At 64.5% G+C, this 13,576-nt stretch carries 12 protein-coding genes; 3 read left to right on the plus strand and 9 right to left on the minus strand.

Annotation, left to right across the window (positions count from 1 at the left end; all coding sequences use genetic code 11):
- Positions 1–435, plus strand: a complete 435-nt coding sequence (locus AAC645_RS08770) for a FecR family protein (protein ID WP_340315324.1) — start codon at positions 1–3, stop codon at positions 433–435.
- Positions 432–1,022 carry an OmpA family protein gene (locus tag AAC645_RS08775; RefSeq protein WP_340315326.1) on the plus strand — a complete coding sequence of 197 codons (591 nt, stop codon included), beginning with the start codon at positions 432–434 and terminating at the stop codon, positions 1,020–1,022. The genes AAC645_RS08770 and AAC645_RS08775 overlap by 4 nt, the downstream gene beginning before the upstream one ends.
- On the opposite strand, the gene AAC645_RS08780 is transcribed toward AAC645_RS08775, so the two are convergent.
- The 7 genes from AAC645_RS08780 to AAC645_RS08810 all read right to left on the minus strand — a co-directional run bounded on the left by AAC645_RS08780 (position 1,019) and on the right by AAC645_RS08810 (position 8,757).
- The gene (locus AAC645_RS08780; RefSeq protein WP_340315327.1) at positions 1,019–3,061 is read right to left on the minus strand and encodes a CHASE2 domain-containing protein; all 2,043 of its coding nucleotides are present in this window, start codon (positions 3,059–3,061) and stop codon (positions 1,019–1,021) included. The genes AAC645_RS08775 and AAC645_RS08780 overlap by 4 nt on opposite strands.
- A complete protein-coding gene (locus AAC645_RS08785; protein WP_340315328.1) occupies positions 3,036–3,998 on the minus strand; it encodes an MBL fold metallo-hydrolase in 963 nt (320 codons plus the stop codon). Before AAC645_RS08785 ends, AAC645_RS08780 begins: the two co-directional genes overlap by 26 nt.
- A gap of 25 nt (positions 3,999–4,023) precedes the next feature.
- Positions 4,024–4,362 carry an STAS domain-containing protein gene (locus AAC645_RS08790; protein ID WP_340315329.1) on the minus strand — a complete coding sequence of 113 codons (339 nt, stop codon included), beginning with the start codon at positions 4,360–4,362 and terminating at the stop codon, positions 4,024–4,026.
- Positions 4,363–4,422: 60 nt separating this feature from the next.
- Entirely contained in the window at positions 4,423–5,121 is a 699-nt protein-coding gene (locus AAC645_RS08795) for a glutamine amidotransferase (protein ID WP_340315330.1), read from the minus strand.
- A 104-nt stretch (positions 5,122–5,225) separates the two neighbouring features.
- Positions 5,226–6,629, minus strand: a complete 1,404-nt coding sequence (locus AAC645_RS08800; RefSeq protein ID WP_340315331.1) for an NAD(P)H-dependent flavin oxidoreductase — start codon at positions 6,627–6,629, stop codon at positions 5,226–5,228.
- A gap of 107 nt (positions 6,630–6,736) precedes the next feature.
- Complete coding sequence (locus tag AAC645_RS08805; protein WP_340315332.1) at positions 6,737–7,879, minus strand: glycosyltransferase; 1,143 nt, start codon at positions 7,877–7,879, stop codon at positions 6,737–6,739.
- Between the two features lie 5 nt (positions 7,880–7,884).
- Positions 7,885–8,757 (minus strand): alpha/beta fold hydrolase, encoded by an 873-nt coding sequence (locus tag AAC645_RS08810; RefSeq protein ID WP_340315333.1) that lies wholly within the window; start codon positions 8,755–8,757, stop codon positions 7,885–7,887.
- 363 nt (positions 8,758–9,120) lie between these two features.
- On the opposite strand from AAC645_RS08810, the gene AAC645_RS08815 reads away from it, so the two are divergent.
- A complete protein-coding gene (locus AAC645_RS08815) occupies positions 9,121–10,134 on the plus strand; it encodes a hypothetical protein (RefSeq protein WP_340315334.1) in 1,014 nt (337 codons plus the stop codon).
- Between the two features lie 198 nt (positions 10,135–10,332).
- Here the strand turns inward: AAC645_RS08815 and AAC645_RS08820 are convergent, their stop codons facing one another.
- Both AAC645_RS08820 and AAC645_RS08825 read right to left on the minus strand, forming a co-directional pair.
- Positions 10,333–12,489, minus strand: a complete 2,157-nt coding sequence (locus AAC645_RS08820; protein WP_340315336.1) for a molybdopterin-containing oxidoreductase family protein — start codon at positions 12,487–12,489, stop codon at positions 10,333–10,335.
- Positions 12,490–12,761: 272 nt separating this feature from the next.
- Entirely contained in the window at positions 12,762–13,532 is a 771-nt protein-coding gene (locus AAC645_RS08825) for a GDSL-type esterase/lipase family protein (protein ID WP_340315337.1), read from the minus strand.
- Between the last annotated feature and the right edge of the window lie 44 nt (positions 13,533–13,576).

Below are 13,576 nucleotides of genomic sequence, written 5' to 3' on the forward strand. Positions count from 1 at the left end.
ATGATGCGCAGCGTGATTTTGGCGTTGCTGGGCGTGGCGGTTGCCGCCCAGCCGGCATGGGCGGAGATCGGCCGCGTCAAGCGCAGCGTCGGCACCGCCGCGATCGAGCGCGGCAAGGCGAAGCTCGCGCCCGGGCCGGGCTTCCAGCTGCTCGCGGGCGATACTCTGGTCACCGGCAAGGACGGCCAGATGAGCCTCACCTTCATCGACGACACCCGCTTCTCGGTCGGGCCGAACAGCCGGATCTCGGTCGACCAGTTCGACTATAACCGCACCACCCAGACCGGTAGCTTCGTCACAAAGGTCAATCGCGGCTCGCTCGCGGTCGTGTCGGGCCAGATCGCCCATAGCAGGCAGGACGCGATGAAAGTCCGGACACCGACCTCGCTATTGGGTGTCCGGGGCACTCGCTTCATCGTCGAGGTGCCGAAATGACGCGGCTGGCCCTTTCGCCGCTGCTGTTCGCAGGCCTCCTCGCCGGCTGCGCGACCCCGTCACTGACCCTGCTTCCTGGCGAGGAGGGCCGCCCCGGAGCGCTGGCGGTGCTCGAAGAGAATGGCAAGCCGGCCGTGACGCTCGTCGACCAGCTCAATAGCAAGACCAACCTGTCGGGCAGGCCGCGCACCCGGGCGATCGATCCGTCCCGGCTGAGCGCCCGCCAGCGCTCCCTGCTGTCGGATCTGCCCCCGCCGCCGGTACGCCTGACACTGTACTTCAAGGAAGGCACGACCCAGATCACGCCGGATTCACAGCCGGGTCTCGACTTCCTCAAAGCCGAAATTGCGGGACGCCCAGGCGCCGAGGTGCAGGTTACCGGCTATACCGACACCGTTGGCAGCGACGAAGACAACGACCTGCTGTCACAGCGCCGCGCCGAGCAAGTGCTGGGTGCACTTGCCGAGCAGGGTATCGCCAAAGCCATGATGAACGCGGTTGGTCGCGGCGAGCGGGAGCTGCGCGAGCCGACGGCCGACGGCGTGGCAAACGCCGCCAACCGCCGCGTGGTGGTCATCGTCCGTTAGCCCAAGTAACGCACTGCCATCACCGTCAGATCATCGGTGGGATCGCTGCCATCCTCGAACATCCGCACTGCCGCGCATATCGATTCGCATATTCCGGTAGCACTGGCCTGGCCCTCGATCGCTGCAAGCAACCGCTCATGGCCGAACAGATCATCTGCTGCATTGAGAGCCTCGCTCACGCCGTCGGAGATCAGCACCAGCGTCTCTCCCGGGAGCAGCTTCATCGGCTCGTCGGGATAGGGGAAGTCGACGATGCAGAAGGGTGGGCCGCCGTCCAGCTTGCGCTCTGCCACGCGGCCATCGACGGCGACATGCAACGGATTCTCATGACCGGCGCTCATCAGCACCAGTTCTCCGGTGGCCAGATCGATGATGCCGATCAGCATCGTCACGTTCATCGACTCGCTATTGTCGCGCATCAGCTCCTCGTTGAGGATGAAGGCGGCCTCGGCGAGGCTGGGGACGCCGCGCAATACCACGCTCTTCGCCAGCGCCTTGGACAGGGCCATGAACAGGGCCGCGGGCACGCCCTTGCCGGTCACGTCGCCGACCAGGAAAGCGACGCGATCGGCATCGAGGCGGATGAGGTCGTACAGGTCGCCGCCAATCGACTTAGCCGGCTCGAGCAGCGCGTCGACGTCCAGGCGTGGATCGAAGCTGGCGAGGTCGGAGCGGGGCGGCACCATGCCGAGCTGGATGCTCCGCGCCGCCTGCAGTTCGCCCTCAATCGCCGCGGTGGCGATCCGCTCGACGGTGAGCGTCTCGCGCAGTCGCTCGCGCTCGCGGCGCGCGTCCACGAACATGGCGCACGCAACTGCCGCCGCGGTGGTGCCGCCGAGCAGCAAAGGCCGCAGCGGATCGAACAGCAGCGACGCGGCGGTAAAGGCCAGCCAGCCCAGCGCCGGGATCGTAGCCGCAAATACCACAGGAATAAGGAGGAGCCTCCGGCGGCGGCGTGCCACCAGCAGGATCGACAGCGCGAGCAACAGGCCGGCTACCCACTCCGCCGGTGCCATCCAGCGCGGCCGCTCCAGCCAGCCGCCTCGCAGGATCGCGTCGATCGCCTCCGCCTGCACCAGTGGCCCATAGGCTTCCACAGCGAGCGGCGTGGAGACGATGTCCACTGTTCCCTCGGCAGCAAGTCCGACCACGACGATGTCTCCGGCGAAGGCATCGGCTGGAAAATCCTGCCGCAACACATCGACAGCCGAGCTGATCCGATCCGCGGGGAAGTGGCCGAAATGAAGCAGCAGCCTGCCCCGCCCATCGACCGGGACATGCCGCTTGCCAAGCGCCACCGACGTCGGCTCGGTTGCGACTGCGTCCTCGCCCAGCCCGATCCGCGCCAGTTCGAGCGAGAAGCTGGGCATCGGCCGGCCGCCAAGGCGCATCAGCATCGGCAGATGCCGCACCACGCCATCGCTGTCGGGTTGGCCGTTCAGCAGGCCATGGCCGAGCGCAGCTTGCTCGAGCTCCGGGATGTTGGAGATTGCCCGCGGCTCGTCGATCAGCGCGGGCGGCAGCTTGCCGGTAATGGAAGCATCGACGATCAACTGCGCAGGATCGCTCCCGCCGGCCTGCACGCCGGCGCGCGCCAGCACAACCGGAGCACGTCCGATCACCTGCCCCCAAAGCCGGTCCATCGGCGGCAGCGCATGGACTTCGGCGGCGGCCGATGGGCTGAGTTCCGGATAGAGCGCCGCGAAGATGTCCGGGCGGACGCGGTCGGGCTCGGGGAACAGCATGTCGAAGCCGATCGCCTTGGGCCCGCGGGCGGCGATCTCCTCTGTGAGCCGCGCCATGTGATAGCGTGGCCAGGGCCAGGGGCCGACGGCGGCGATGCTGTCCGCGTCGATCAGCACGGCATGAACTTTGGTGCCGGTCAGGTCGCGCGGAGCGAGGCGTTGCCACAGATCGAACAGCGGCCGGCGCATCGCCTCTCCGCCCCAGGCGCTGACGATCGCTGCCAGCACCAGCCCGGCTATCCCCGCCAGCCAGATTCGGCGGCTGGAGCTAAAGCTCCAGTTCGAGGCCGTCATAGGCGCACAGCACGTCGAGCTGCTGCTCGCGCCGGGTCAATTCCTCATAGCGTATGCTCTCCAGGTGCATCCGCTGAATATCGTCGTCGCTGTAGATCGGCTCGTGGTGAAACAGCGCCAGCCGCTTCGCCCCTGCTTCATGGCACAGATCGACCGCAACGATGTTCGAGCTATGCCCCCAATCCTCCTTCATCGAGACGGCGTCGGCGAGCGAGTACATCGTGTCGCAGATGACCAGGTCGGCCGCGCGGAAGAAGTGCGCGACATCGGCCTCGCCTTCCATGCTCTCGATCTTGTGCTCGCTGTCGGTCGAGAAGATCGCGCTTTTGCCGTCATCGTCGGTGAAGCGATAGCCATAGCTCTTGTGCGAGTGATGCTGCTCCATCACCTCCACGTCGACGCCGCCGATCCTGTAGGTCTCGCCCGCCCTCAGGGTCACGAATTCGATCTTGGCGCGCAGCCAGTCGAAGGCGACGGGGAAGCTGATCTCCTCCTGCTGGCGGCGCAGCGCCTGCTCGGCATCCTGATGCCCTGAATGGATGATGATCCGCGCATTGGGATCGAACGCCGGCCCGAAGAAGGGGAAGCCGCAGATATGATCCCAATGGAGATGCGACATGAAGAAGTTGTACACGCGCTCATGTCCGGCGGCGCAGCGGCCAAAGGCGCTGATCCCAAACTCGCGCACACCCGATCCCATGTCACAGACGATGAACGAGCCGTCGCCCGCTTCGATCTCGATGCAGGTGGTGGCGCCGCCATAGGTCGCACCCGTGGCAAAATCGAGTTCGGCGTCGACGAATGCCGCCGCGTCGCCCTCATCGGCGAATTTTCGCCCATCCGCTACGACCAGCGCGCGCGCGATCTTGGTCCTGATGGCACTCGCGGGCTGCGCAACCGCGATGGAGCCACGCGTTCCCCAGAATTTCACGCGCATCGACGTGTCTCCTCGAAGGCGGCGGTCACGCCGACAGAGCTGCGTCGACGGTGTCGGTCACCCCGAACAGCTTGTCGTAGCGGCTAATAGCAAGAATCTCGCGGACGATGTCGTTCGGCGCGGCGAGCAGGATCTTGACCCCGGCGCCATCGGCCTTGCGCTTGGCCAGGGTCAGCGCCCGCAGGCCGCGAGACGACATGTAGGTGATGCCGCTGCAGTCGATTACCAGCTTGGCCGAAGCCGCCGCCGCACGCTCGACTGCCGCCTCGAGGCTGGCGCCGAAGCTCGCGGCCGTGCTTTCGTCGACCTTACCCGCAGGTGCCGCCACGGCCGAGCCGCCGCGCACCTCTTCCGACCAATCCATAAGCAGCGCCCCCTCTCCCGATCATGCTAGCCACTATTTGCGCCGCAGGGAAGTTGGCGGCTACGGTTCGATCCGGTCGAGCCAGTCGGCGATCATCTTCCGCCCCGCCGTGACGGCCGCGGGGCCGAACCGATCGTGCTGGGCGCGCAGTTCGTCCACGGTAAGCCCTGCTTCGGCGATATAGGATTCACCTTCCAGCCAAGCTTCGAAGCGAGCATCCTCGCCCATCTCCGGGTGGCACTGGAGCGCGAGCAGATTGCTGCCGCGACGAAAGGCCTGATGCGAATATCGATCGGTGGACGCGAGTAGTTCGACGCCGGGAGGGAGGTCGAAAGTATCGCCATGCCAGTGCAACACCGGCACATCCTCGATATGGCGAAGCGACGAGCCTAGCCCCGCGGCGTTGACCTTCACCGGCGCGAACCCGACCTCCTTTACCGGACCGGGATACACCCTCGCCCCCATGGCGGCGGCGATCATCTGGCTGCCCAGGCATACGCCTAGCGTTGGTCGGTCGAGCATGATGCGCCGCGACAGCCGCACGATCTCACAGGCGATCCAGGGATGCTGCGCGGTCTCGTAGACTCCCATGGGACCGCCCATCATCACGACGAGATCGGGTTCGTCGAAATCGATGTCGGGAAAGGCCGGGTCGGTGACGTCGACCCGGTCGATTACGAACCCAGCCTCCTCGACGGGCGCGCGGAAACCGGCGATGCCTTCATAGGGGGTATGGCGGACGACGAGCGCGGTTTTCATGCCGCGAGACTAGCGAGCGGCAGGCGAATGCCAAGGCTATGGGTTCTTGATCGTCGCAAAGGAACTCTACTTAGGAAGTAGAGTTCGCTCTGCTACCCGCTTCATCAATCGCCCGTGAGGATGCGATCGACGAGTTGCTTCACCGTCGGCACGAAACCATTCGAGTAGAACGGATCCTGCTTGAATTTGTAGGCGGCATGCCCCGCGAACATCAGGTTCTGGTCGATCGGACCGCCATGGGCGATATCCTGCAAGGTTTTCTGGATGCAGAAGCTCCGCGGGTCGGCGAGGCGGCCCGTCGAGTTGCCTTCGGTGTCGGCCCAGGCCGAGAAGCCGCACTGGCTGAGACAGCCCATGCAGTCGGCCTGATCCTTGCGAATCACCTTCATTTCCTCGGGGGTGACAAACACCAGCGTATTGTCCGGGGTCTTGAGCGCGCTGGTATAACCGAGGCCATACCATTCGCGCGCACGGCCAAGATCGCCCAGCGTCACCCAGAAGCTCTTGCCCTTCACGCCGACGTCGAGCTGGAACTGGTGGTCGCCCGCCGCTTCCATCGAAAAGGCGATCTGCCGCTCGGAGCGCGCTTCGAGGTTGCGCAGGAAGGGATTGCGCACCGCCGACGAATAGAAGCCGGTGGGCGAGAAGCGATGCAGCAGCACATCGCCCGGCTCAATCCTGGTCAGGTGATCCTTCCACCCCTGCGGGATGGGGCTTTCCTGAGTGAGCAACGGGCGTGTCCCGAACTGGAAGGCGATCTGGCCGAGCTCCGGATTGTCGATCCACTCATTCCAGTCGCGCAAGTACCAGACGCCGCCGGCCATGATGATCGGCACGTCGTCGGAGATGCCACCGCTGCGCATGGTGTCGCGCAGAGCCTTGACCCGAGGATAGGGATCTTGCGGAACCCTCGGGTCCTCAGCGTTGGACAGGCCGTTATGGCCGCCCGCCAGCCAGGGATCCTCATAAACGACGCCGGCCAGCCATTCGGCAGCCTTGGAATAGGCACGCTTCCACAGCGCGCTGAAGGCCCGCCCGGAGGATACGATAGGGAGATAATTTACGCCATAGGACGCCGCGATCTCGCTGAGCTTGTACGGCATGCCCGCGCCGCAGGTGACGCCGGCCACCATGCCGCGGGTCTTCTCGAGCACGCCGTGCAGGATGCGCTGGGCGCCGCCCATTTCCCACAGCACGTTGATGTTGATCGCGCCCTTGCCGCCGGCAATCTCGAACGCGCGTCGAACCTGCTCGACCGCGCCGTCGATGGCATAGGCGATCAGTTCCTCATGGCGCTCGCGCCGGGTGAGCGACTTGTAGACCTGAGGAATGATCTTGCCTTCGGGATCATAGCTGTCGGCGTTCACCGCAGACACGGTGCCGATGCCGCCCGCCGCCGCCCAGGCGCCGGAACTCGCATGGTTGGTCGCCGAAACGCCCTTGCCGCCTTCGATCAGGGGCCAGACTTCCCGCCCACCATAGAGGATCGGCCGCAGACCTTTGAACAACGAGACCTCCAATACCGCGCAACCTTACCTTCGGAATCCGCGCCCTATAGGACCAAGGATCATTAAATGCGCGCAAAATCGCAGCCTGCAAATCGATAGGGGCGCTGTTACCGTCTCACGCGATCCGCCATCGCTGTCCAATATAGGTTATAGTAGCTCGACAGCATCGCGTCTTCCGAAAAATCCCGGAGCGCGACAAGGCGGTTCGCTGCACCTATCGAGCGGCGCAGCGCTGGATCTGCAGCCAGCCTTTGCAGCGCGGCCGCCAAGCCGGCCTCCTCGCATGCGGGAAGGATGAACGGCCGATTCTCGGGCGCGACCATCGCGGCAATGTCCCCGACGTCGGTCATCACACCGGGCAGTGCGCAGGACATCGCCTCCACCAATGAGATAGGGAACTGCTCGCTGTTCGACGAGAGCACGAAGATGTCGAAAGCTGCCATCATGCGCACCGGGTCGCGCACGAAGCCGGGCAGGATGACCCGCCCCGCCACGCCTAGCCGCTCGGCCTCGGCGACGATCCTGCTGCGGTCGGGGCCCTCCCCCAGGATCACAAGCCGGGCGTCGACCGGCGCGCCTTCAGCGAACACCCTGACCAGGCGAGGGAGATTCTTGACGGGGCGCAAGCCGGCGACGGTGCCGATCACCAGTCCGCCGCCCGGCTCGACACCGGGGATAGGGCAAGGCTGTGCCATCTCGGACGGTTCCGGAAGACGGATGCCGTTCGGAATGCGCTGGACGCGAGTTCCGGGTTGCCTCCAGACGTCCCGCGCAATCGCCTCGAGCCGCTGCGACGGCACCACCAGCCGTTCGACGGCCGGCAGCATCAGCCGGCGGAACCAGACCCGCGCCGGCTTCTGCCGATCCGCCTCATCCTCGTTGAAGCCATCCTCATGATGAATCAGCGGCGGCAAGCCGCGCACCGCGCCGAACAGCCGGCGCGCACCTACAACGTCCATCCCGCCCCAATTATAGCTCAGCACGAGATCGAACCCGTCGATATAGTCGGCAAGGCGGGCATAACGGGCAAGACCCGGCTTGCCGTGCAGCGGCGGTGCCTCGGTGCCGGGGAAAGACACTTTGATTCCAGGATCGATCGCGTCGCGGGCGCCTAGCGCATCGGGCACCGCACTCAGCACCACATGCTCCGCCTCAGTTCCGAAGCCGTTCATCAGCCGCACGGCGCGCGCCTCCTTGCCGCCGAGCATGAAGGTCGAGTGGCAGTGGAGAATCCTTGCCGCGCGGGGCATCTTCGTCAGCCGGCCTTGGCGACGCGGGCGAGCAGTCGATCGATCCCCGCTTCGCTGGCCGGCTCGAACAGGGTGGGCGCATGCCCGATACGCGGAAGATCGACACGGTCCATGAGCGGCAAAGTCTGCACCATGCGGTCCGCGGTCTCCGCTGACAATATGTCCGAAATGCCACCGCGGACGAGCAGGCTGGGCATCGGCTTCATCGCGTCCAGCAGCGGCCAGAGATCGCCGCCTGCCTCGTTGCCCGCCACGCGGAACGGCTCGGCGATGCCGCCGTCATAGTCCATCACGATGCGCCCCGCGGCGGTCAGGTGGCAAAGACGCTTGGCCATGTCGAGCCACTGTTCCAACGTATAATCCGGATAGGCGACGCCATGCGCTTCGCTCAACGCCCGCGCGGCGTGCAGCCATGTCGGATAGCTGCCCGTCTTGCCGACATAACCCCGAATCCGCGCCAGCCCGGCAGGATCGATCTCCGGGCCGATGTCGTTGAGCAGCACGCCGGCCACCTTGCCCGGATGGGTGGCCGTAATCAGCATCGACATGATACCGCCCAGCGACGTCCCGAACAGGATGAAGCGATCGAGCGCGATCTGCGCGATCAGCACGGATAGGTCCTCGAGATAGGTCGCGGGCACATAGCTCATCGGATCCTTGGCAGGCGCGCTCTCGCCGCGCCCCCGCAGTTCGACGACAATGATCCTACGCTTGCCCGCCAGGCGAGCTGCGACCTTCTCGAAATCCCGGACGTTGCGGGTCAGGCCGGGAATGCAGAGGATCGGAAGCTGCCGGGATCGCGATGATGCCGGATAATCCCTGTAGTGGAGGCGCAGGCCGTCCTTCGACCACCAATAACCGTCTTCCCATTCCACCATGCATTCACCTCGGGGTCCCCGCACCCGTATCGCCGGATGATCATCGCCCCGCAAGCCGCTGACTGCGCAACGCGGACGCGCCCACACGCTCTCCCTACGGGAGCGCGACCAAATTGTCCGCCCAATAGCCGATGGCATTTTATATAAATGCTTTCATTCACAAGTAAATTACAGGATGAACAAGCATCTGATCCGGAATACCGGACATCACCGCACGATGAACCCGACATTAATGGACATGTTTGGAGACATGTTCTCAAGATGTTGAGACCAAGGTGGAGTATATATTTCTCGGCTCGTCGCAAGAGCGCCGCGATTCATCGGAATGAGAGAACCTTTCGCCGCCGTCCGGGTTTATTTGGCATGAGACATCAGCCCCACCCGCTCCGCCCCGGCCTGACGGCGATCGCCGCCGCCCTCGCCCTGTCCTCAACCCCATCCTTCGCGCAGAGCAGTGAAGCGTCAGCAGCGGCCGCACCGGTGCTCGTGGCGCCGCCTCCGGTTGTCGCGCCCGCGCCGGCGGTGACGACACAGAGCGCAACGTCCGCACCCACGGCTCCGCCGGCCACCGCCCCGTCGACCACCGCTACGGCCGCGCCGACGCCCGCACCGCTCGTGTTCGACGAGGAACCCGCCCCAGCGCCGGTCGCGCATAGTCGTAAGGCAACTGCCAAGCCCGCCCCTGCGGCGGCGGTCAAGGCGGCCCCCCTCCGCATGGAAGCTGCTCCCGCGTCGACACCAGCTCCGGCTCCCGTGGTCGCCAGCAGTTCTGCGGCCGAGCCGGCCGTCCCTGCCCCAGCGGTCGCCAACCCTATCCCGGTCGAAATGCAGAGGTCGGTGACGCACACCGATGGCAGTGACGACGTCCTTCCAATCGCCGGCGCTGGGGTTGCGATTCTTGCCCTTGCAGGCGGCGCGCTCGCGCTCGGCCGTCGCCGCCGCGATGCCGATGCAGACGAGTTGGCGCTGGCGCCCTTCAGGGAAATCGCTCCCCGCGAGCCGGGCCATATCGCGCCGGTAGCGGCTTCCGCAGTGCCCGTCATGGCAAGCGATGACCGCGCGGAAAGCTTTATCGACGATGCGCCGGTTACGGCGGTCCCCGCCGGGTTCGATCTGTCACGCTTCGGCCGCCATACGCGCGCCGCTTATCAGGGGCCGACGGCGAATAACCCCTCGCACTCGCTGAAGCGTCGCCTCAAGCGGGCCAGCTTCTTCGACCAGCGCGAGCGCGAAGGCCTTGCCACGCCGGTTCCCGCGCAGAGTGCATCGCCTGCTCCGGTCCGCGAGATGGCCCGAGCCGCCCAAGGCACCGATCATCTCACGGTGCGTGCACCCGCCCGGCCACGCCCCGCCTTCCGGCCAGCCTATCAAAGCTGAGAGTGACGCCGTCATAGACCAGCAGCGGGTGGGCGCCGGCTTCGCCTCTCGATCTCCGGATGGCGGAGATCGAGAGGCGGGGCCGGCGCCCTTCCCGTAGCCTCCGACCCAGTTCAGCCACAGTCCTGTCCGCGGACAGGACTGTGGCTGAACTCCTAAGAGGAGGGTTTGATAGGTTTCAGTCAGCCCAAGCCGGTTTTATTCGGGCGAGCTGATCGGACGCACCTTCACCGGGATGGCAGACATGCGCGGCATGGCGTTGATGGGCTCGACGTTACGATCCGTGCTGACAAGCAAATTGGTGTTTGCGCCCACCTGCGTATAGGGGAGCCCGTCCTCTGGCAGTCCGCCCCAGCAATGGGTCATCGATATCGATCCCTTGCCCACGGTGCCGTCAGGCTTTGCGATCGCCTGAAGCTGGCCATGGTCGGACGCGATTTCTATCCAGTCGCCTCCCTTGATACCGATCGCAGCCATGTCCTGCGGATGAAAATAGGCTGGATTATAGGGTTCGCGAGTGCGGCACACCGGGAAATTCAACCCCACCGTATTCAGCAATTCCCGCATCCTGCGCGAAATCAGCCGGTAGGGATATTCCTTTGATGCGGAATGTTCGACGCGGACCGCTTCCAGTTCCTCAACCACATCGATAGGCGCCACCTCGAACCGGGCAGCAGGATCGCCGCCGCCGGCCTGGACGACAGTCGGCGGCACCTCAATGAACGTGCCGCGAGGATGTTTTTTCAGATGATCGAGGGACAGCGGGCCATTCGCGATAATCTTTTCGAGCAGTTCTTCGCTGGTAGGCGTCCTTTCCATGTCCATCGGGCTTCCGCAGAACGTGAGCTCCTTGCCCAGCCGCTTTGCGAGTTCATAGAATATCCGCCAGTCCTCGATCAGGTCAGATCCGGCGGGGGGAGTAGCGACCGCGGACAGCAATTGCTGATAGGGTTCCGGATTGAGAGATTCGCCTTCATGCCCGAACAGCAGGTCCCACCGCTCATATTGCATGGTGGGGGGCAGGATATAATGCGCGAACCGCGCAGTTTCCGTCATGAAGGGTTCGATCGTGACCAGCAGGTCGAGCGCCTTCAATGCCTTGAGCGTCTTCAAGTGATCGGGAAAGGCTGCCGCCGGATTGCCGCCGACCACGATCAGGGATCGAACGCGGCCAGGTCCAGGCGTCAGTATCTCGTCGGGCAGCGCAGCGGTCATCATTTCGCCGTTCAGCGTGCCATAACCTGTCGCGCGCATTTTAGGCTCCCGCTCCCAGCTGCGCTTGGGCGGATAGACCTGCGCCACCATGGTGCGCGGGCGCATCAGCCCGGCTCCGCGCACGACATCGCCTTCCCTGTTATAACGGCCGCACACCACATTAAGCACCTGGAGCAGGTGTTCCGACAGGTTGGAATGCGGGGCCATGGACGGGCCGGTGCCGCTGAAAACGCCCCCGCGTCGCGCATCATGCGCGAACATGCGGGCCGCGGCACGAACGTCTTCAGCCGACAGCCCGGTTCGCTCGGACACCATGTCGATGCTGAACGGCGCGACTGCATTGCGCAGTTCCTCCATCTGGATGACATGAGCCGCGCAAAATTCGCTGTCTTCCCACCCGTTGGCTAGAACTTCGCGCAGTAATCCGGCGAACAGCGTGACATCCTCGCCCGGCTTGATCTGCAGGTGCAGGTCGGCAAGCGCCGCGGTTTCCGATCGCCGCGGATCGACCACGATCAGCTTCATGCCGCGCTCCTTGGCGGCCTTAAACTGCTTGGTGACGTTGGTGGGGGTGACCCCCATCATGCCGATCGACACGAGCGGGTTGCCGCCCACGATCATCATCACGTCGGACTCGAGCATATGATGCGGGTCGGCGCCCCAGACGCCCAGCCGTTCAGCCGCCACGAATTTAGCCGATTGATCGATCGTCCAGGTGGTGAACATGTACGGAGAGCCGATGCAATCCATCCATCGCCGCACCATTTCCAGCAACGGGGCGTGGCTGAATCCCTGCGTTCCTTTGTAAACGGCGACGGACTGCGGTCCATCCTCGGAGATGCCGATCTGCATTTTCGCCGCGATCTCGTCGAGCGCCTGTTCCAGGGGAATCTCGTCGAACCCGCCCTCTTCATTGCGCTTGAGCGGGCGTAGGATGCGATCCGGTGCATTGAGCGCATAGACGCCCTGAAGGCCCTTGATGCAGGCGTAACCCTTGGTCAGCGGGTGATTCCTGTCACCGCGGAGGTCGATCGCCCGGCCCGTTTGGACATCGACATCAACGATCACGCCACAGTTGCCGACACAATAACGGCATGCAGAATAGCGTTGCTCGATCTGTCTGTCCAAAACCTCGTTCATTCGACCCTCCCATAGCTGTTCCGGTTTGGCCTCGGGCCTTTTAGAACCGGCAGATCGCGGGGTAATAGCCGGTCTAAGGTGAATAGCCGAATAGTTTTTGCGCAAGAGTCATCATGGTCATCGAAAGCGTTCAGCGCCACGACAGCTCAACCTAACGACGATCCGCGGCATATGATTTCAACAAGCGAAGTGTCGCGACATTGTCCAAGGCGGTTCGTGTCGATCAAAGCAAGCCGGACGCGATTCAGTTCGATCTGAACGAAATCAAACAGCTAGTGCGCTACACTCTCGCCGCCCGCCATCTGGGCTGATACCGGCGGCGTCATCTCCAGATAGGCGTCGACAAGCAGGTTCCATATTGCGTAGCCGTCCGCATTCAGGTGGATGCGATCCTCCAGGAAATAGCGGTCGTCGGGCCGGCCGTCCGTGCCCAGCAAAGGCGTGCCGACATCGAGATAGTCGAAATCGGCTGCGGCCTCCGCCCGCGCCTTCACGGCCGCGTTCACCTGCTGCATCTTCGTCCATAGTCCCCACCGGGCGTTGCCGGGTTTGAGCGACAGGAAGACGATACGCGCCTGGGGCAGATCAGATCGCAGGCGGCTGAGCAGGGTCAGCACGTCGGCGGTCACCCGCTCTGGCGCTGCCCCATGCGCGATATCATTCTCCCCGATATAGACGACCACGACGGCGGGCCGATAGACCGACACTATCTGCGGGTAATAATACAGCACATCAGGCGTTTCCGAACCGCCGAAGCCGTGGTTGACCGGGGCGAATGCGGGAAAGCCAGCCGCGACATCCCAGCGCCTGATGCTGGAGCTGCCCACGAACAACGTGCCGCCGTTGACTGTTCCAAGGTCCTTGTCCTGCCGCTGGAACGCCGCGATCTCCGGCGCGAAGCGCGCATAGGAGTCCCTCGGTGCAGCCACCGGCGCGGACTGCTCCCCGGACGCGGCAGGCACCGGTTCGGTGGCCCATGCCGGGATGGCGGGCACGGCTGGCGCGAGCAGCAGCGCGAGCAGTCGGTTGAGCATTCGATTCATCTGGCGATAAGTCTCCGGCGTGTCGCACCTGCTGGTAGCGTGGG

This window comes from Rhizorhabdus argentea (assembly GCF_037861105.1).
Lineage (GTDB): Bacteria > Pseudomonadota > Alphaproteobacteria > Sphingomonadales > Sphingomonadaceae > Rhizorhabdus > Rhizorhabdus argentea.

What these genes read in the sequence shown, in the direction of transcription:
- AAC645_RS08785 (WP_340315328.1), bottom strand. Translation starts at nt 3,998, where the DNA reads ATGCGCGTGAAATTCTGGGGAACGCGTGGCTCCATCGCGGTTGCGCAG.
- AAC645_RS08780 (WP_340315327.1), bottom strand. Translation starts at nt 3,061, where the DNA reads ATGACGGCCTCGAACTGGAGCTTTAGCTCCAGCCGCCGAATCTGGCTG.
- AAC645_RS08805 (WP_340315332.1), bottom strand. Translation starts at nt 7,879, where the DNA reads ATGCCCCGCGCGGCAAGGATTCTCCACTGCCACTCGACCTTCATGCTC.
- AAC645_RS08775 (WP_340315326.1), top strand. Translation starts at nt 432, where the DNA reads ATGACGCGGCTGGCCCTTTCGCCGCTGCTGTTCGCAGGCCTCCTCGCC.
- AAC645_RS08820 (WP_340315336.1), bottom strand. Translation starts at nt 12,489, where the DNA reads ATGAACGAGGTTTTGGACAGACAGATCGAGCAACGCTATTCTGCATGC.
- AAC645_RS08810 (WP_340315333.1), bottom strand. Translation starts at nt 8,757, where the DNA reads ATGGTGGAATGGGAAGACGGTTATTGGTGGTCGAAGGACGGCCTGCGC.
- AAC645_RS08795 (WP_340315330.1), bottom strand. Translation starts at nt 5,121, where the DNA reads ATGAAAACCGCGCTCGTCGTCCGCCATACCCCCTATGAAGGCATCGCC.
- AAC645_RS08770 (WP_340315324.1), top strand. Translation starts at nt 1, where the DNA reads ATGATGCGCAGCGTGATTTTGGCGTTGCTGGGCGTGGCGGTTGCCGCC.
- AAC645_RS08790 (WP_340315329.1), bottom strand. Translation starts at nt 4,362, where the DNA reads ATGGATTGGTCGGAAGAGGTGCGCGGCGGCTCGGCCGTGGCGGCACCT.
- AAC645_RS08825 (WP_340315337.1), bottom strand. Translation starts at nt 13,532, where the DNA reads ATGAATCGAATGCTCAACCGACTGCTCGCGCTGCTGCTCGCGCCAGCC.
- AAC645_RS08815 (WP_340315334.1), top strand. Translation starts at nt 9,121, where the DNA reads ATGAGACATCAGCCCCACCCGCTCCGCCCCGGCCTGACGGCGATCGCC.